This window comes from Chryseobacterium sp. KCF3-3, from assembly GCF_045865955.1.
Taxonomy (GTDB): Bacteria; Bacteroidota; Bacteroidia; order Flavobacteriales; family Weeksellaceae; genus Chryseobacterium.
Genome location: NZ_AP035792.1, coordinates 3,267,279 through 3,285,423, shown reverse-complemented (window position 1 = coordinate 3,285,423; position 18,145 = coordinate 3,267,279). Strand labels below are relative to the sequence as shown.

The following is an 18,145-nucleotide window of genomic DNA, read 5'->3' as shown; positions in this document are numbered from 1 at the left end:
AATCCCGAAACTCTCATCCCACACTCACTTACCCTCAAACGCTCCCACTCTCATACCCTCCAACCTCGTCCCCAAAAATCCCGCAACTCTCATCCACACACTCAAACCCCGAAACTCGCACCTCGTACCCCGCAACTCTCCACCACACTCACTTACCCTCAAACTCTCCCACTCTCAAACCCTCAAACCCAAAACTCACTTCTTCGCCGCCTTCGCCGCCGGATTATAATCAAGACATATTTTAATCCAGTATTCAAAGTCATCGGGTTTTTGAAAACCGATAGGTTCTACATAGCAATAGCCATTTAACTGTTTTCCTTTCATAATCATTGGAAGAAATCCTTTCTTCTCGGAAACCTCATCTTCCAGTTCGGGATTGTAGCGGCACATCAGATTATCATGACTGATGTTGATGCACATCTTTCCGTTCACAAGAAAAGACAGTCCGCTGAACATTTTCTTTTCCTCGATCTCTATATTATTTTCCATAGAAAGCCGTTCACGTACGCGGTCGGCAAGTTCAGTACTGTAAGCCATGATTTCAATTTTTTTTTGATCTATCCCTTTTAGTAATAATAGCTTCGACAGGCTCAACCTGACAATGCTTAAAAATTGCGGTTGGTATTCCAGTTGTCACCCTGAGCCTGTCGAAGGGCATCAATAAGAAAACCTCTGTTAATCATTAAGCTCGAGAATTAATTAAAGGGATAAGTTGATCAACTTTTTTGTTATTAAAATTAATAAAAACCCGTGATTAATGCGTTATTTTATGAGTTCGACTGAAGAATTCAAAATCCAATAAATAAAATTTTATTTAAATAAATTATTGTTTTACGATAATTAATTATACATTTGCAATATCAATTAAAGTTCGTACCATGAACCAGACCAAAATTATTGCAAGAATTTTATTTTATCTCTGTGCCTTACTTTCGGCCGGATATTTAATCACTTTTGGATATTCCTTATTCTGTCTGATCACAGGATTTTCGGTTACGCCTTATAAAGAAGGACAGTTCCTTCATGTCAATTATCCTTTTACAGAACAGCCGTTTCTGAATATCGAAAACAATTACCCTTATATGATCTTTTCCTTTATGTTGGTGCTTATCACTTATGGAATCTTTTTCTGGTTATCTGCCAGGGTTTTCAAAGTGTTTTTCCAGCAAAAACTGTTTACTCAGGAAAATATCATTCAGCTTAAGAGATTTTACCTGTACAATATTTTCATTCCGCTTCCACTGGTTATTGTCGCGAGTTTCTTTGTGGAAGTAGAAAGTATGATATGGGGACTGGTGTTTATTCACTTTATGCTTGGAATTTTCTGTCTGTTTCTTGCGAATATCTTTAAGCAAGGACTACATTTGCAAAACGAACAAGACTTATTTATTTAGAATGCCAATTATAGTCAACTTAGATGTGATGCTTGCCAAACGAAAAATGCAGAGTAAAGAATTGGCAGAAAAACTGGGTATCACGCCCGTGAACCTCTCTATCCTTAAAACCGGCAAAGCCAAAGGTGTCCGCTTCGATACCCTTGAAGCTATCTGTAAAATCCTGGAATGCCAGCCGGGAGATATTCTTGAATTTAAAGAGTAATCGGGATCCGGGTTGCGAGTTGCGGGGTTTGAGAGTGAGAGTGTTTGAGCGTCGGAGGGTTGGAGAATGAGAGCGTTTGAGCATGGTATGTGAAACTTCCACTTCTAACTTCTAACTTCTAACTTCTAACTTCTAGCTTCTAGCCTCCTGCCTCTAGCTTCTAGCTTCCAGCTTCCAGCCACCAATTTCTAACTTCTAAATCAGCTGCCGAAATGCCGCCTGTCCTTCTATTCCCCAAACACAACGTTATGAACACATTAACCATCAGCAATCTTAGCCTTACCTACAAAAATGGTTTCCAGGCTATTAAAAACATTTCACTGGACATCAACAACGGAATGTTTGGACTTCTTGGTCCGAACGGAGCCGGAAAATCTTCTTTGATGAAAACCATTGTCGGGCTTCAGAAACCCACCTCCGGAACACTATTTTTCAATGAAATAGACATTGTTAAAAATCCTGATTATATCCAACAGAATCTGGGATTTCTCCCACAGGATTTCGGAGTATACCCAAAAGTTTCAGCGTATGATCTATTGGAACATATTGCCGTATTGAAAGGGATTATCGACAAAAACGAACGTAAAAAACAAATTCTGAGTTTGCTGGAAAAAGTCAATCTTTCTGATTTTGCTAAAAAAGAAGTCCATACTTTTTCAGGAGGAATGAAGCAGCGGTTCGGTGTTGCCCAGGCCTTATTGGGAGATCCGAAGATCATCATTGTAGATGAACCTACTGCAGGATTAGATCCTGAGGAACGTAACCGTTTCAATACGCTGCTCAACGATATCAGCCAGGATGTGATCGTCATTCTGTCCACGCATCTCGTTGAAGATGTCAGAAATCTCTGCTCGGAAATGGCGGTGATGAACCATGGCCAAATTCTCAGAAAAGGAAATCCGGGAAAACTGATCGCAGAACTTGACAACAGAATCTGGTCAAAACCTATTCACAAAAGTGAACTGGAAAGTTATCATTCCAATTATGAAATCATCAGCAGACAGCTTTTGGAAAGAGAACTTCATATCACTGTATTTTCTGATGAATCTCCGAAAGACTTCAGCCCTGTAACCCCTTTGCTGGAGCACGTTTACTTCCACACACTCACCCAAAAACCTTAATCATGAATACGATATTTTTATTCGAAGCCAGACGCTCTTCCAAGCATTGGCTCACCTATCTTGTGGCCTTACTTTTAATTGGTCTCGGTATTTTTTGCGGCAGTCAGTTCAACCTTTCTGTAGGGGAAGGAATTTATTTAAACTCGCCTTACACCATCGGTTTTATGACCGGAATGCTGAGCCTAGCCGTGATTTTTTTCGCTACGGTTTATGCATTGCAACTACTTTTTAAAGATCAGGATTCAAAATTTGACAGCATTCTTTTTTCATTTCCTTTTTCAAAATTCACTTACCTGAAAGGGAAATTCTGCACCTATTTTTTACAGACTTTTTTAAGCTTTTCATTTTTAATGACAGGATTTATCATAGGTCAGATGATGCGGACCAGAAGTGAAATGCAGGAAGGTTTTAACATTCTTCATTATATGTATCCTTTATTCATCTTCGGGTTTATCAATAGTCTGGTTGTCTGTAGTTTTCTGTTTCTCATAGCGGTTACGGTAAAAAGAAAATTACTGGTTGCAGTAGGTGGATTGCTTCTGTATGTTTTCTATATGATTATCCTGCTGTTTTCCAATTCACCATTTATGGCGGGAAGTCTGCCGCAGTCACTGGAAACGCAACAGTTTTCAGCCTTAATTGATCCTTTTGGATTATCTTCTTATTTTATGGAAGCTCGTGATCTTACGGCTCATCAGAAAAATATACAGATGGTTCCTTTTTCAGGATACCTTTTGTTTAACAGAATTTTATTCTTTTTTATATCTGTTGGAATTCTTCTGCTTTCACTCAAGCTATTTTCTTTCTCCAATACCTCTGGACAGAAAGTAAAAACATCAGGAAATACTCTTATATTTTCGGAAACAAATGAAGCAGAATACTCCACTGTTACACCCAACTTTAATGGATGGAGTTCTTTCCGGTCTGTACTTTCATTTGCCAAAACGGATCTTACCTATTTGTTTAAAAGTGTTGCTGTTCCGGCTGTTTCCATTCTGCTATTATTTTGCGTTGGGATGGAAATGTATGCCGAAATTGAAAAAGGAATCCGTCTTCCCCAAAAGTATGCAAGTTCAGGTCTTATGGCTACAACCATTTCAGAGAATTTTCACCTGCTCGGACTTCTTATTTCCGCTTATTTTTTAAACGATGTCTACTGGAGAGGTTCTTCATCAGGATTTTCTCTGATTGAAAACAGTACTTATTTATCAAAAAACCGGTTAACCGGACATTTTATTTCCATCAGTTTTCTGCTGTGCTTCTTTACAGGAATTTTAATTATTCAGGGGATTATTTTTCAAATGGCGTATCAATATTTTCATATAGACTGGAAGGCTTATCTCGGGATTTTTCTTTTCAATACTTTCCCATTGATGCTGTTTTCCGGATTAATTCTTTTAATTAATGACAGAATTCCCAACAAATTCATTGCTCTTGGAGTTTCCATCCTTGCCGTCTTTATATTATCTGGTCCGGTTTCAGGGAAACTGATCTCCTATCCTCTTTTCAGGATTTTTTCTGATTTTAAAGGTACATACAGCGATTTTAACGGCTATGGAATCTATGAAAAGGCTTTTGCTCAAAGACTATTATTCGGAACAGGGATTATCAGTATTTTATGGATACTCAACAGTATTATAAAAACTAAAAAAGCCTCTGTACTTGCATATGGTTTCAGTATCATTCTGCTCATCTCAGGAATCTTTGCCGGAGTATTGTTTATGAAAGGATATATTCCAAAAAATGAAGATCAGACTATTCTAAGTTCCGCAGCATATGAAAAAAACTATCGAAAGTATGAAAAACTTCCACAGCCTGACATCACTGATATTGCTACAGAAATTAAATTGTATCCTTCTAAAAACGCTTATCAGCTTGTTGGAAAATATACCCTTAAAAATCAAACCAATCATCCCATCAATAAGATTCTGATCAATTTTAATGAGGATTTAAAACTGGAATCTGCTGTATTAAAATGTGGTACTGAAATCTCAAAAATTAATAAACATGTTACAGAAGTTTCATTACAACAACCTCTTTTACCAGGTAAAATAGCTTCTCTTGATTTTAAAATCTCCTATCAATGGTTTGCAGTAAACGGTCACAAGTCTTTCAATGCCATTATTGAAGACGGATCTTTTATGAGGATCAGCAGATATTATCCTACCATCGGTTATCAAAAAGATGAGGAAATTCAGGATGAAAAAGAGCGCAACCAATTCAAGCTTGGAAAACTCACTGAACCAAAGAAACCGGAAGCTCCCGAAGTTTCAAAAAGGGATTTTATCAATTTGAATATGATTATTTCCACTGAAAAAAGCCAGACTGCCATAGGAACAGGGGATCTTATCAAAAAATGGTCAGAATCAGGACGCAATTATTTCGAGTATAAAGCAGATCAGATTCCTTTCCGGTTTGCCGTTTCTTCAGCAGAATACGAGGTAAAAAATATGAATTATAAAGGAATTGACATCAATATTTTCTATCATCAGAAACACTTTGAAAATGTGAATCACCTCCTTGAAAACGCAAAGCTTACTTTAGATTACTGTCAGCAGAATTTTGGACAATATCCTTTTAAAAGCATCAATTTTGCAGAGATTTCTTCTTTTACCAAAGGTTTTGCAGCTACAGCCTATCCTTCCGCCGTCTTTATGCCGGAAGACATGATTTTTCACGCTAATATAGGTGCAGATAAGAAACAGGATGTCATCAATGAGCTTGCCGGTCATGAGCTTTCCCATCTGTGGTGGGGGAATAGTCAGATCAATCCCGATGACAGGGAAGGTTCTGTGATGCTTACCGAAACCCTCGCGATGTATACTGAAATGATGCTCTACAAAAAAATGCACGGCCAGGAAAAAATGATGGAAAGAATAAAAGTACATCAACAGATTTACGACAATGAAAAAGGTCTGTCTGAAAATGTCCCGATCTACAAAGCTACAGGAGATGTTCCCCATATTTCGTATTCCAAAGGAGCTGCGGCAATGGTACAATTGAGCAATGTATTAGGTGAAGAAAAAGTAAATATGGCATTGAAAAACTTTCTCAATAACAATCATTATCCAAAGAAACCCACTTCTCTGGATCTGATCAATGAGTTTTATAACGTTGCTCCGGATATTTCCACCAGAAAACAAATCGACAGATTATTTAAAACCATAGAAAATATAAGTTTTACTTCAGGTTCTAAAACTGCTTCTGCAAAGGCAAAACCCAAAGAACCTATCAACAGTTTTTAATTTTTTTGAAAATATTTTTTCAGGAATTGTAACAAAGTAAAATGATGAATTACTAATTAATTGATACATCAATAATTGATACATCATTTTAAATCTGAAAATATGGAAAAGTTAAATTCAATCATATTCTACAACATAGACAAAGCGATCAGAGCCTACAGAAACTATGCTCAGCGACAGCTGAAAGCTCATGGTTACACGATCACTATTGATCAGTGGCTTATCATCAAAGCGATTCTGGAAAACCCGGGAATTACCCAGAATGAAATTGGTGATCTTGTTTTTAAGGATAATGCTTCTGTCACAAGAATAATTGATTTAATGGTAAAATCCGAATACATTATCAGAAAAGTTCATCCTGAAGACCGAAGAAAAACCCAGCTGGAAGTGACAGATTCCGGGGTAAAAGTGATTAAAGAGGTTCAGAATATCGTAGAAAAGAACCGAAAAACAGCTTTAAAAGGCATCAGCAACAATGAACTGGAAGTGATGTATTCTGCTTTACTGAAAATTTCAGAAAACTGTCTCAACCCTAAAAAGTAAAACGCTATGACCAGAATATTCTCACTTATTATTGTCTGTATGCTGATGCTATTCAGCAGCAGGGTTTCCGCCCAGCAGACAATGCAAAGTTTGACTTTGTCCGGAAATATAAAATCCGACAAAGCAGAGCAAATGGAGATCAATCTCTTTGATGCCGATCAGAAATTGATCAAAACAGAAATTGCTGATAACAACGGTAAGTTCAATTTTAATGATTTAAAAGAAGGAACTTATCAGGTAAAAATTAATAAAAACGGTACTGAGGTTTATCACTCAGAAAATATTTCATTAACCGAAAATAAGACTCTCAATCCCATTGACCTCAATGTAAAATCCATTGAAGGAGTCACTATTACGAAAACCAAACCTCTCATTGAAAGGCAGGATGGAAAAATGATTATGAACGTTGAAAACAGTATTGCCAGCACCGGAAATTCTGCTTTTGAAGTGTTGGAAAAAGCTCCGGGAGTGAACATTGATAACAATGATAATATCAGTCTTCGTGGAAAAGGAAATCTTCTGATCCAAATCGATGGTAAAAATACACCGATGACGGGAGCTGACCTTGCCAATTACCTGAAGGGCATCCCCTCTTCTACCATTGAAAAGATCGAATTCATCACCAATCCATCTTCAAAATATGATGCGGCAGGCTCTGCAATTATTAATATTAAACTTAAAAAAGAGCAGCGAAGAGGAACCAATGGAAGTATTTCCAGCTCTTTAGGATCGGGGAAATATGTGAAAAACAACAATAGTTTCAGCATCAATCACAGGAATAAAAACATCAATATTTTCGGAAATTACAGCTTTGCCTACAGGGAAGCTTATAATGGATTGGTTCTTGACAGAAATTTTTATGAGGCCAATACCTTCAAAAAGGCTTATATACAGGACAATTATCTGAAATTCAAATTCAACAGCCATGTGGCCAAAGCCGGAATGGATTATTATCTGAACGACAAAAATGTACTAGGATTTTCTGTGGGGCTGGTTTCCAATAAATTCAATGTGAACGGCGATAATTCCAACGTAACACTGGGCAGCAACTATCTTCCGGAAAGTACATTCACAACGGTCAACAGATCGAATGACCGCTGGACCAATGTTTCATTCAATCTTAATCATAAATATACAATAGATTCCCTAGGTTCTGATATTTCTACCGATTTTGATTACATCAACTATGCTAATTCTTCTTTGCAGAGCTTCGATACAAGAACGCATGAAATTGCCAGCAACACAGATAATCTCGACATTATTAAAGGTGATATGGATGGAAAACTTAATATCTATTCATTAAAATCTGATCTTACAAAAAACTTCAGCAACGACTGGAAGCTGGAAAGCGGAGTAAAAACCAGTTTTGTAAAGACAGACAACGATCTGAAGTTCTTCAATGCCAGTTCTGGTGTTCCTGTTCCGGATCTTGGGAAAACCAATCATTTTATTTATGAAGAAAACATCAATGCAGTGTATGGAAATGTTTCCAAAAAATGGGAGAAGTTTAAAGTTACAGGTGGTTTAAGACTTGAGAATACCAATGTAAAAGGAACTCAGATTACCACTAACCAGATCAACAAGAGAAATTATACCCAGCTGTTTCCAAGTGCTGTTTTGAGTTATGATCTGACAGAGAAAAGTAACCTTGAAATTAATTTCAGCAGAAGAATTACAAGACCAAGCTACAACCAGCTCAATCCTTTTAAATTCTACCTTGATCCTACCACTCTGAAAGCCGGAAATCCTGATCTGAACCCGCAAATCACGATGAATTATGAATTAACGTATAGTCTGAGCAATAAATATTTCGCCACATTAAGCTACAGCAGGAATTCTGATAATATCACAGACATCTTAAAACCTGTAACAGAAAACGGACAGATCGTAACTGTACAGACCATTGAAAACCTGAATTCTGCTTCTTATTTTGGATTAAACCTGATTGCTCCTGTGAAAGTGACCAAATGGTGGGATATGAATAACAGCGCCAATTTCTACTATGGTTCATACACAGGAAATGTGTCCGGAACACAGATTAATAACCAGGGAAATTTCACATTCAGCATCAACAGTATCAATTCTTTTAAACTTGGAAATGGCTTCACTGCTGAGCTTACCGGAAATTACAAGGCCAGAGAAGTCTATGCTTATCTGAATATGAGCCCGAACTGGTACCTGAATATCGGAGCACAGAAGAAGTTTAAAAACAACAGTGTTCTGAAACTTTCCTTCACAGATGTTTTCTTTACCAGCAATATTAAAGGACAGACGGTTTATAATGATTATTTAGAGAACTTCGCTGTAAAAAGAGATACCCGTGTGGCAACCATCTCCTATACTTACAATTTTGGTTCTTCCAAAAACGGACAGCCTAGAAAAACAGGAGGTGCTGAGGATCTGAAACAGAGAGTGGGAAGTTAATTGTAAGAAGTTGGAAAACGCAAAGACGCCAAGAAGGAGAAATAAAATACTGTCTTTAAGACGCAAAGATTTTATCTTCGATAAAATTGAGCACCAAATAGCTGTACCTGTATTTTAGTCTCTCACGATTGGGCAGGCAAAGCAAATGCAAAAAATAAAACAATATGCTTGCTGAAAATCTTCGATTTTCTTGCGCCCTAATCAATATAAAATTAAAATTACTTTGCGCCTTTGCGTTTTCCAACTTATAACTTATGGTATACAAAGCAAAAATCCCTCAAATTGAGGGATTTTTTATGTTTAAGAATAAATCTTATTAAGCTTCGTTAGATGGAGTTTGGTTTTCCACTGGTTTTTCGCTTTGTGGCTTTTCACCTTGTGGTTTCTGTCCTTCAGGTCTTCTTTGTCCCTCTGGTCTTCCTTGTCCTTCGGGTCTTCTCTGCCCTTCCGGTCTACCTTGTCCTTCCGGTCTTGGAGGTCTTGGTAAAAGAACTTTACGGGAAAGTTTCATTTTCTTACGGTCATCGTAACCCATGAACTTCACTTCTACTTCATCACCTTCTGCATAAGGAACTTTGTCTAGACGAGCCCACTCAATTTCAGAAATGTGAAGAAGTCCTTCTGTTCCTTTAGCAATCGCTACGAATGCACCAAAGTCCATTACTTTCACCACTTTACCTTTGTAAACTTCACCTATAACCGGTACGAAAGTAATTTCATTGATTCTTGCAATAGCAGCATTGATCTTCTCTCTGTCTGTACCAGAAATTTCGATACGTCCGATTTCTCCCATCTCTTCGATAGCAATAACCGTATCAGTATCTTTCTGTAACTGCTGAATAATTTTTCCACCAGGTCCGATTACCGCACCAATGAAGTCTTTTGGAATCTCCATTACTACCATTTTCGGAGCGTGAGGCTTCACGTCTGCTCTTGGCTGAGAAATCGTTTCCGTGATTTTGTTCAGGATGTGTAATCTTCCGTCTTTAGCCTGCATCAAAGCTTTCTCCATGATATCCATAGAAAGTCCCTGGATTTTGATATCCATCTGACAAGCTGTGATACCGTCTGCAGTACCTGTTACTTTAAAGTCCATATCTCCAAGGTGATCTTCATCTCCTAAGATATCAGAAAGTACAGTAAATTTACCTGATTTTGTATCAGTGATCAGACCCATTGCAATCCCTGAAACAGGTTTTGTGATCTGAACCCCTGCATCCATCAATGCTAATGTACCTGCACAAACTGTTGCCATTGAAGAAGAACCATTAGATTCTAAGATATCGGAAACAATTCTGATTGTATATGGGTTTTCTGCTGGAATTACTGCTGTTAAAGCTCTTTGAGCTAAGTTTCCGTGTCCTACTTCTCTTCTTGAAGTACCTCTTAAAGGTCTTGCTTCACCAGTAGAGAATGGAGGGAAGTTATAGTGTAAGAAGAATCTTTCGTCGTGCTGCGTGATTACGCTGTCGATCATGTTTGCATCTTTTACAGAACCTAAAGTTACCGCTGTTAAAGACTGAGTTTCCCCTCTTGTGAAAACTGCAGAACCGTGAGCTCCCGGAAGATAATCAATTTCTGACCAGATTGGACGGATCGTTTGAGGATCACGACCATCAAGACGGATATTGTCTTCAAGGATCATCTGACGCATTGCTTCTTTCTCTACGTCATGGTAATATACTTTAACGAAAGGAGTTACTCTTGCCAATTCCTCTTCATTTTCAGCATATTGTGCTAAGAAATCTGCAAGAACTGCTTTGAATTTTTCTCCTCTTTCTTCTTTGTTAGATGGAGTTTTTGCTACTTCATATACTTTATCATAGCACTCTTTCCATACTTTTTCACGAATTTCTTCATCGTGATCTTCGTGGCTGTATTCTCTTTTAGGGAAAGATTTTCCTACTTTTTCAGCTAATCTCTCCTGAGCTTCGATCTGTTTTTTGATCTCAGCGTGAGCGAAGTTGATTGCTTCAAGCATTTCCTGCTCAGAAATCTCTTTCATTTCTCCTTCTACCATTACGATGGAGTCTTTAGTAGCTCCCACCATAATGTCGATATCTGATTTTAATAAATTCTCATAACTTGGGTTAACAGCCAATTGTCCGTCAATTCTTACGACTCTTGCTTCAGACATTGGTCCGTTGAAAGGAATATCTGTAATTGCAATAGCTGCAGAAGCTGCCAAACCTGCCAATGCTTCAGGCATTACTTCTTTATCGTAAGAAATTAATGAGATCATCACCTGTACTTCCGCGTGGAAATCTTCAGGGAAAAGAGGACGTAATACTCTGTCCACTAATCTCATTGTAAGCACTTCATCATCAGATGGTTTTGCTTCTCTACGGAAGAAATTTCCAGGAATTCTTCCACCTGCGTAGAATTTTTCTCTGTAATCTACCGTTAATGGTAAAAAGTCTACACCAGGATTGGCTTCTTTATTGGCTACAACAGTTGCTAAAAGCATTGTTCCGCCACATTTCACCACTACAGATCCGTCAGCCTGCTTAGCCAGCTTTCCCGTTTCGATAGTGATTTCCCTGCCGTCTGCAAGGATAATCGTTTCTGTAAACGCTTGAGGTATACTCATAAATTTGCTTCTTTATACTCCGTATTGAGTATGATTAATATTTAAACTCTTTAAATTTTCGTTTGCAAAGGTAATATATAATAATGATATATTAAATTTTTCGATTGCTTAAATAGACGCTTAAAATACAAAAAATTGGCTATCAATTGATGAAAGTTTGAAAATTTATACTAGTAATCTGAACTTATTCATCATTTATTAAAATAAAAAAGCATTTTTTTGAGGATAATGTATTGAAAAATCCTGTCGTTTTTGTATTATTGTCTCAAAAAATGAAAATAATACTTTGAAACGGAAAAAAGTATCTGTTTCATTTTAAAAATGATTAAAATTATTGCAAACCAATAGGCTGATCCCTATATTTGCCCTACTTCACCAATTACAATGCTGTAGGCTAAAAAAAGTTAAGGAACTATCCTTATCCAGATAAATAAATGTTTATGATTAATAAAGAAGTACAATCTCAAAGCAGGAATTATACGGTTCCGTTGATTACCATCACCCTGCTATTTTTTATGTGGGGATTCATCACCTGTATGAATGATATCCTGATCCCGTATCTGAAACAACTTTTCAATCTTACCTTTTTCGAATCCATGCTGGTACAGTTCTGTTTTTTCGGAGCTTACTTTATCGGATCACTGATTTATTTTATGATTTCCATTACGAAAGGAGATCCTATCAATAAGTTAGGCTATAAGAAGGGAATCCTGTTTGGAATTTTTCTGGCAGCATTCGGCTGCGTTCTGTTTTATCCGGCAGCTACGTTTTCATATTATCCGCTGTTTCTGGGAGCTTTGTTTATTTTAGGACTCGGCTTTACAGTACTGCAGATTACAGCCAACGCGTATGTTTCATTGCTGGGAAGTGAAGAATCTGCATCCAGCCGACTGAATATGACTCAGGCATTCAATGCCTTCGGAACCACCATTGCTCCGGTACTGGGAGGTCATCTTATTTTTGAATTTTTCTCATCTCCGGACGGATCATTCAGTGCGGTAGCAACGAGAATTCCTTACCTTATTTTTGCAGGTATCCTTTTACTGGTTGCTTTATTGATTTCCAGAGTTAAACTTCCTTCATTCCAGATGGGAGAAGAAGAGATTGTAAAAGGTTGGGGAGCACTTGAATTCAGCCACCTGAAATTCGGAGTATTCGCCATGTTCTGTTATGTAGGCGGAGAAGTTGCCGTAGGAAGTTTTATCATCAGTTTCCTTGAACAGCCACAGATTATGGGCTTTAATGAGATTATCAGTAAAAATTACCTTTCCTTATATTGGGGCGGAGCGATGATTGGCCGTTTTCTGGGAGCCATTTCTTTAAATCAATCAATAAGCCAAAGCAAAAAGGCTCTATATATGCTGGGAGCGGCGGCAGCTGTTTTCCTTGTGATTTTCAGTATTGTTAATCTGACTTTCAGTCAGATCAGCTTTTTCCTTGTATTTATCGTTCTTAATTTTATTGCCTTTTTCGTGGGTAAAGCAGCTCCGGCAAGAACATTATCTATTTTTGCAGCGATTAATGTTATTCTATTGATTTCTGCAATGGTAAATCATGGTGAGCTGGCGATGTACAGTATTTTAGGAATTGGAATTTTCAACTCTATCATGTTCTCTAATATTTATACACTGGCTATTTCAGGACTGGGTAAATATACAAGCCAGGGATCATCCTTAGTGGTAATGGCTATTCTGGGAGGAGCTATTGTTCCGATATTCCAGGGATATCTTGCAGATCAGTTTGGAGTACAGCATTCATTTATTATTCCTGTATTCTGCTATCTGGTTATTCTGATATTTGGAGCTTACTGTACCAAATATTTAGGTCATGTAGAAACTACAGAAGCCAAATCAGGTCATTAAAATCAAATTCAATCAAAATGTATAAGGCGGAATATCTCAAAGGTATTCCGTTTTCCTTTTCCAACCTAAAAATGTAACTTTTCATCAGAAAAAGGAACTTATCTTACAGACTAACTCAATTATTATGAAAATACAGTTAAAGCTTGAATATGCCGCATTTCTACTGTTAGGTATATATGCTTTTTCACAAACAGGATATTCCTGGTGGTGGTTTGCCGGATTATTTCTTGCACCCGATATTTCCATGTTGGGATATATAGTTAATACAAAAGTTGGGGCTTTTTGTTATAATCTCTTCCACCATTTCGGAGTAGCTGTCATTGTTTATTTTGCCGGAACAGCCTTGTCTCTACCCTATTTGCAGATGATTGGGGCTATTTTGTTTTCTCACTCTGCGTTTGACAGAATTCTGGGGTACGGTTTGAAGTATCCGGATAGTTTTCAGAATACGCATTTGGGGAAGATTGGGAAGAAGGCTGAATAATGATGTTGTAAACCACCCCATCAAAAATTCTTTGAATTTTTGACACCCCTCCGAGAGAGGGGAATTATCGCTCCTTCGGTTGTGATATTAGTCAGGATTGGAGCTGTTGTGATGCTTTTCTTGTTGGTTTAATATGGCTGGATTCCTACGGAATGGCAAACTGTATGGATAAACCATCATTCCAATTATGTCATTCCGTAGGAATCTAAATACTCTTCTATTATCACATGAAAATCAAAGACTTTAAGAAACTTAAGTGTTCTTCTCAACAATCTAGTATTTTCTAAAAAAATTTTGTGGCTTTTGTGGTTAAAAATCACTTGTTATGTAAAAACAAAAAAGCAACTTCTTTCGAAGTTGCTTTTTATTTTGAAAATCTTTATAGATTATTTTCTTAAACCTAGTTCAGCAATAATTGCTCTATATCTTGCGATATCTTTGTTTTTAAGGTAATCTAATAAACTTTTTCTCTTACCTACCAATTTCACTAGAGATCTCTCTGTGTTGAAATCGTGACGGTTAGCCTTTAGGTGTTGAGATAAGTGGTTGATTCTGAAAGTGAAAAGAGCGATTTGTCCTTCAGCACTTCCTGTGTCTTGTGCAGATTTTCCGTGTTTTGCGAAAATTTCCTGCTTTTTGTCTGTTGTTAAGTACATTCCAATATTGTTTAATGATTATTATGTAACGGGTGCAAAATTACGACTATTTTTTGATTCTGCAAACATTATTGATTTCATATATCAATTTTGATAGAAAAAAATGTTAAAAATTTCTTAATGATTTGTATGCAATCCAACGAAAAGGCAGTAATTTTGCATTCGGATTACAAATGAAAAAAATTATATTCTTTACAGCGGTTACTACTTTTTTATTCATCGGACTTACTTCGGTAAAAGCCCAGAAAAGTGCTGATGATAAAATAAAAAAAGTTCTTTACTTCAATCCTGAGGTAGAGCCTGATATCGATGAAATAAAAGATCCTACCAACAATGCTTTCTTTGATGCTGTTACCGATAATTTCAGTAACAGAAAAAATAAAATGCTCCGGGCCGAAGTTCAGGTTCCCTTTGATAGTATCGACAAACAAACGATTGCAGATTACTGTCTCAACAATGATGCAGATTTTGCCATTGTTTCCAAAGTGAGATATTTCAAAGTAGGATTTGGAAAGTATGTTTTCTCCAATCAGGTAGTTGTGAGTATGAAACTCTTTGGTGCTGACGGAACTCTTGTCACAGAAACCGATCATGATACTTACCGGAAAAATATGCGTCTGCTGGGTTCTACAACCAACTCTGTTAAAATAGGAACCGAAGGAGCGATAAAAGGAATCATTAAGAAGCTGAGAAAGCTGAAAACAACGGAAGCAGAGCTTTAAGATTTAAAGTTCAAGGTTCAAGGTTTAAAGTTCAAGGTTTAAGGTTGGAATATTCAGCCACTTATCGTTAATGGTCAATTTTGCTTCGCAAGTCAATGGTGAATTTTTTTCATGCGGATCAATCCATATATCAGACTCATTCATAATTCATAATTCATAATTCATAATTCATAATTCTTTTATAGACACTATCCTGTAGTGTATCTCTATCCTTATCAATAAGTTGAAAGCTTTCATTAGTTTAGTTTTATCTTAAATCTAAATTATTATGAAAAAATTAAATCTTAAAAAACTGAGCAGAGAAAGCCAGAAAGAAATTCTGGGAAGTATCATCCGTCTTCAAAAATGTCAATATCATTTCGAATGTCCTGGTGGATCATGCTGTCACAGAGTATGTGTTGCTTACGCATGTCCTGAATTATAAATATTTTCATGTTAAATAAAGCACTTGTTCACCCTTCCGAACAGGTGCTTTTTTATTTAAAATACACTATAAACAACTGATTAACAATTAAATATTTTCACCAAATGATGATTTATTAAATATTTTTTACTATTTTAGACCAACATTAAAACCAAAATCTCATGAAAAATCTAAAGAAACTCAGCAGAGAAAAAGCAAAACAGATTAATGGAGGATCTATGGAAAGATGCAGCGAAACTAATCCGTGTACCGTTGGATGGTGCTGTTTTGGAATCTGCTCCCCTTTCATCTGCCTTGAATAAAAGATAAAACTAAACCGTATAAAATCAAAATTTATGAAAAATCTAAAAAAACTAAGCAGACAAGTACAAAAGGAAATTAAAGGCAGTGGACCTTTCAAAAGATGTACAGAACATTACGAATGTCCGGGCGGATCATGTTGTCACAACATTTGTGTTGTCAATCCATGTCCTCTGGAATAATATATGATCATTACAGACACCTGCATTAGTAGGTGTTTTTTATTTAAAACATGAATAAAACATTGATTACTAGTAAAATATTTTCACTCACAAATGAATAATATAGAAATATTTACTATTTTAGTCTGACATTAAATCTAAACTATAACGCTATGAAAAATCTAAAAAAACTCAGCAGAGAAGCTGCCAAGCAAATTAATGGCGGTATCGGACCGTTCAGATGCAGCATCACAAGACCTTGCTCTGTGGGATATTGCTGTAATGGAGAATGCCTTGACCATGACTGCATGATAGAGCCTTAATTTAAATACAATCATATAGCATGAAGAATTTAAATCTTAAGAAGCTCAACAGGCTTGAACAAAAAAACATTAAAGGAAGTGGGATAAAAAAATGCGGTGACCACTCAGATTGTGGCCCGTACCAATGCTGTACAAACGCTGTCTGTACATACATTCCCACTTCAGAATGCGAACCAATATAAAGAATATTGGAATTTAAAATTTAATTTTTATACATCCGTTTCGGCGGGTGTTTTTTTTACCCTTATACTGAAGCACTAAACTTTAATTAATCCTTAATTTTGCCACTTTATTGCTCAGTCTTAAAAATTTGAATTATTTTTGCATATCCAAAAAATTTCACGTTTTGAATTCTAGAGACGAACTTATCTTCAACCCTGCCGATATTGCCGAAACTCTCAGCGAACTTCCTGCTGATGAGAGGCTGCTCGCGTTTCTGAAGGTTCCGAAAGAATACAAAGCAGAAGTTTTCTCACACCTTGATCCTGATTTTCAGGAAGATACCATCAGAAGTATCGGAAGCGATGAAGTTTCCGAAATTCTGAATGCCATGACTCCGGATGACAGAACTGCTCTTTTCGAGGATTTTCCGGATGAGCTGATCAAGTATTCCATCAATCACCTTAATCCGCAGGAAAGAAGAATTGCTTTAAAACTTCTTGGATACAACTCAGATTCTATTGCCCGTCTGATGACACCTTATTATATCCAGATCCGTAAGGAATGGACGGTAAAAAGATGTCTTCAACAGATCAAAAAGGTAGGAAAAAGAGTGGAAACCATGAATTACCTGTATGTGGTGGATGAAAGAAACCGCCTGATTGATGACCTTGCCATCGGAACTTTATTATTAGAAGAAGAAGATACGCTGGTTTCTGATATTACAGATAATCATTTCGTAGCGATTACTACCACTACTTCCAAAGAGGATGCGGTAACGTATTTTGAGAAGTATGACCGTGGCGCTCTTCCTATTATTACGGAAGCAGGTGTTCTGGTAGGAATCGTGACTATTGATGATATTCTCGATCAGATTGAACAACAGAACACGGAAGATATCCAGAAGTTCGGGGGATTGGAAGCATTGGATCTTCCCTACATCCAAACTTCATGGACCGAAATGATCAAAAAAAGGGCGACCTGGCTGATCATTCTATTTGTTTCGGAAATGCTGACTGCTTCTGCGATGGGATATTTTGATAAAGAAATTGAAAAAGCAGTTGTTTTGGCCTTATTTGTTCCATTGATTATTTCCAGTGGAGGAAATTCCGGATCACAGGCAGCAACTTTGATTATCCGTGCGATGGCTCTTCAGGAAATCAGTCTGAAAGATTGGTGGTATGTCATGAAAAAAGAAATTATTTCCGGATTATGTCTTGGAGCAATTTTAGGAGTTATCGGATTTATCAGAATTATGCTTTGGCAGCAGATAGGCCTGTTTGATTACGGCCAATATTGGGTATACGTAGGATTAAGTGTTTCTGTTTCCCTGATTGCCATTGTGTTATGGGGAACATTATCAGGTTCTATGATTCCGTTTGTTTTAAAGAAATTAAACCTTGACCCTGCCACTTCTTCGGCTCCGTTTGTAGCAACATTAGTGGATGTGACCGGACTTATTATCTATTTTACCGTAGCCGGACTTTTCTTAACCGGAAAACTTTTGTAATTTTAGGCATCATCTAACATGC

At 37.0% G+C, this 18,145-nt stretch carries 17 protein-coding genes; 14 read left to right on the top strand and 3 right to left on the bottom strand.

Annotated elements, in window-relative coordinates:
• Nucleotides 1-195: 195 nt before the first annotated feature.
• Nucleotides 196-537, bottom strand: a complete 342-nt coding sequence (locus ACKTTZ_RS14880; protein WP_407845909.1) for a TfoX/Sxy family protein — start codon at nt 535-537, stop codon at nt 196-198.
• Between the two features lie 341 nt (nt 538-878).
• Between ACKTTZ_RS14880 and ACKTTZ_RS14875 the strand changes: the two genes are divergently transcribed.
• The 6 genes from ACKTTZ_RS14875 (at nt 879) to ACKTTZ_RS14850 (ending at nt 8,932) form a co-directional block, all read left to right on the top strand.
• The gene (locus tag ACKTTZ_RS14875) at nt 879-1,394 is read left to right on the top strand and encodes a DUF2975 domain-containing protein (protein WP_034692254.1); all 516 of its coding nucleotides are present in this window, start codon (nt 879-881) and stop codon (nt 1,392-1,394) included.
• 1 nt (nt 1,395) lies between these two features.
• Nucleotides 1,396-1,599, top strand: coding sequence for a helix-turn-helix transcriptional regulator (locus ACKTTZ_RS14870; protein ID WP_002980904.1), 204 nt, complete (start codon nt 1,396-1,398; stop codon nt 1,597-1,599).
• A 248-nt stretch (nt 1,600-1,847) separates the two neighbouring features.
• Nucleotides 1,848-2,720 carry an ABC transporter ATP-binding protein gene (locus tag ACKTTZ_RS14865; protein WP_253316563.1) on the top strand — a complete coding sequence of 291 codons (873 nt, stop codon included), beginning with the start codon at nt 1,848-1,850 and terminating at the stop codon, nt 2,718-2,720.
• 2 nt (nt 2,721-2,722) lie between these two features.
• Nucleotides 2,723-5,965, top strand: a complete 3,243-nt coding sequence (locus tag ACKTTZ_RS14860) for a M1 family aminopeptidase (protein WP_407845908.1) — start codon at nt 2,723-2,725, stop codon at nt 5,963-5,965.
• A gap of 102 nt (nt 5,966-6,067) precedes the next feature.
• A complete protein-coding gene (locus tag ACKTTZ_RS14855) occupies nt 6,068-6,508 on the top strand; it encodes a MarR family winged helix-turn-helix transcriptional regulator (protein WP_034692251.1) in 441 nt (146 codons plus the stop codon).
• A gap of 6 nt (nt 6,509-6,514) precedes the next feature.
• On the top strand, nt 6,515-8,932 hold the full coding sequence (locus tag ACKTTZ_RS14850; RefSeq protein WP_081906376.1) for a TonB-dependent receptor domain-containing protein: 2,418 nt from the start codon (nt 6,515-6,517) through the stop codon (nt 8,930-8,932).
• A gap of 316 nt (nt 8,933-9,248) precedes the next feature.
• Here ACKTTZ_RS14850 and ACKTTZ_RS14845 read toward each other — a convergent pair whose 3' ends face one another.
• Complete coding sequence (locus tag ACKTTZ_RS14845) at nt 9,249-11,522, bottom strand: polyribonucleotide nucleotidyltransferase (RefSeq protein ID WP_034692249.1); 2,274 nt, start codon at nt 11,520-11,522, stop codon at nt 9,249-9,251.
• Nucleotides 11,523-11,962: 440 nt separating this feature from the next.
• Between ACKTTZ_RS14845 and ACKTTZ_RS14840 the strand changes: the two genes are divergently transcribed.
• Together ACKTTZ_RS14840 and ACKTTZ_RS14835 are read left to right on the top strand one after the other, a co-directional pair.
• Complete coding sequence (locus ACKTTZ_RS14840) at nt 11,963-13,384, top strand: sugar MFS transporter (protein ID WP_034692248.1); 1,422 nt, start codon at nt 11,963-11,965, stop codon at nt 13,382-13,384.
• 124 nt (nt 13,385-13,508) lie between these two features.
• Nucleotides 13,509-13,868: a DUF4260 domain-containing protein gene (locus ACKTTZ_RS14835; protein WP_407845907.1), complete on the top strand. Its 360-nt coding sequence runs from the start codon at nt 13,509-13,511 to the stop codon at nt 13,866-13,868.
• 386 nt (nt 13,869-14,254) lie between these two features.
• Here the strand turns inward: ACKTTZ_RS14835 and rpsO are convergent, their stop codons facing one another.
• On the bottom strand, nt 14,255-14,524 hold the full coding sequence (gene rpsO, locus ACKTTZ_RS14830; RefSeq protein ID WP_034692246.1) for a 30S ribosomal protein S15: 270 nt from the start codon (nt 14,522-14,524) through the stop codon (nt 14,255-14,257).
• 173 nt (nt 14,525-14,697) lie between these two features.
• Between rpsO and ACKTTZ_RS14825 the strand changes: the two genes are divergently transcribed.
• The 6 genes from ACKTTZ_RS14825 (at nt 14,698) to mgtE (ending at nt 18,123) form a co-directional block, all read left to right on the top strand.
• Nucleotides 14,698-15,246, top strand: coding sequence for a pyruvate decarboxylase (locus ACKTTZ_RS14825; RefSeq protein WP_407845906.1), 549 nt, complete (start codon nt 14,698-14,700; stop codon nt 15,244-15,246).
• Between the two features lie 268 nt (nt 15,247-15,514).
• Nucleotides 15,515-15,670, top strand: coding sequence for a bacteriocin-like protein (locus tag ACKTTZ_RS14820; RefSeq protein ID WP_156106372.1), 156 nt, complete (start codon nt 15,515-15,517; stop codon nt 15,668-15,670).
• Between the two features lie 161 nt (nt 15,671-15,831).
• Nucleotides 15,832-15,972, top strand: a complete 141-nt coding sequence (locus ACKTTZ_RS14815; RefSeq protein ID WP_156106371.1) for a bacteriocin-like protein — start codon at nt 15,832-15,834, stop codon at nt 15,970-15,972.
• Between the two features lie 33 nt (nt 15,973-16,005).
• A complete protein-coding gene (locus ACKTTZ_RS14810) occupies nt 16,006-16,152 on the top strand; it encodes a bacteriocin-like protein (RefSeq protein ID WP_156106370.1) in 147 nt (48 codons plus the stop codon).
• A gap of 152 nt (nt 16,153-16,304) precedes the next feature.
• On the top strand, nt 16,305-16,454 hold the full coding sequence (locus ACKTTZ_RS14805) for a bacteriocin-like protein (protein WP_156106369.1): 150 nt from the start codon (nt 16,305-16,307) through the stop codon (nt 16,452-16,454).
• Nucleotides 16,455-16,800: 346 nt separating this feature from the next.
• Nucleotides 16,801-18,123: a magnesium transporter gene (mgtE, locus tag ACKTTZ_RS14800; RefSeq protein ID WP_034692244.1), complete on the top strand. Its 1,323-nt coding sequence runs from the start codon at nt 16,801-16,803 to the stop codon at nt 18,121-18,123.
• The last annotated feature ends 22 nt before the right edge of the window (nt 18,124-18,145 follow it).

What these genes read in the sequence shown, in the direction of transcription:
- ACKTTZ_RS14840 (WP_034692248.1), top strand. Translation starts at nt 11,963, where the DNA reads ATGATTAATAAAGAAGTACAATCTCAAAGCAGGAATTATACGGTTCCG.
- ACKTTZ_RS14835 (WP_407845907.1), top strand. Translation starts at nt 13,509, where the DNA reads ATGAAAATACAGTTAAAGCTTGAATATGCCGCATTTCTACTGTTAGGT.
- ACKTTZ_RS14810 (WP_156106370.1), top strand. Translation starts at nt 16,006, where the DNA reads ATGAAAAATCTAAAAAAACTAAGCAGACAAGTACAAAAGGAAATTAAA.
- ACKTTZ_RS14815 (WP_156106371.1), top strand. Translation starts at nt 15,832, where the DNA reads ATGAAAAATCTAAAGAAACTCAGCAGAGAAAAAGCAAAACAGATTAAT.
- ACKTTZ_RS14825 (WP_407845906.1), top strand. Translation starts at nt 14,698, where the DNA reads ATGAAAAAAATTATATTCTTTACAGCGGTTACTACTTTTTTATTCATC.
- ACKTTZ_RS14850 (WP_081906376.1), top strand. Translation starts at nt 6,515, where the DNA reads ATGACCAGAATATTCTCACTTATTATTGTCTGTATGCTGATGCTATTC.
- ACKTTZ_RS14870 (WP_002980904.1), top strand. Translation starts at nt 1,396, where the DNA reads ATGCCAATTATAGTCAACTTAGATGTGATGCTTGCCAAACGAAAAATG.
- ACKTTZ_RS14865 (WP_253316563.1), top strand. Translation starts at nt 1,848, where the DNA reads ATGAACACATTAACCATCAGCAATCTTAGCCTTACCTACAAAAATGGT.
- ACKTTZ_RS14805 (WP_156106369.1), top strand. Translation starts at nt 16,305, where the DNA reads ATGAAAAATCTAAAAAAACTCAGCAGAGAAGCTGCCAAGCAAATTAAT.
- ACKTTZ_RS14880 (WP_407845909.1), bottom strand. Translation starts at nt 537, where the DNA reads ATGGCTTACAGTACTGAACTTGCCGACCGCGTACGTGAACGGCTTTCT.
- ACKTTZ_RS14860 (WP_407845908.1), top strand. Translation starts at nt 2,723, where the DNA reads ATGAATACGATATTTTTATTCGAAGCCAGACGCTCTTCCAAGCATTGG.
- ACKTTZ_RS14820 (WP_156106372.1), top strand. Translation starts at nt 15,515, where the DNA reads ATGAAAAAATTAAATCTTAAAAAACTGAGCAGAGAAAGCCAGAAAGAA.
- ACKTTZ_RS14845 (WP_034692249.1), bottom strand. Translation starts at nt 11,522, where the DNA reads ATGAGTATACCTCAAGCGTTTACAGAAACGATTATCCTTGCAGACGGC.
- ACKTTZ_RS14855 (WP_034692251.1), top strand. Translation starts at nt 6,068, where the DNA reads ATGGAAAAGTTAAATTCAATCATATTCTACAACATAGACAAAGCGATC.
- rpsO (WP_034692246.1), bottom strand. Translation starts at nt 14,524, where the DNA reads ATGTACTTAACAACAGACAAAAAGCAGGAAATTTTCGCAAAACACGGA.
- ACKTTZ_RS14875 (WP_034692254.1), top strand. Translation starts at nt 879, where the DNA reads ATGAACCAGACCAAAATTATTGCAAGAATTTTATTTTATCTCTGTGCC.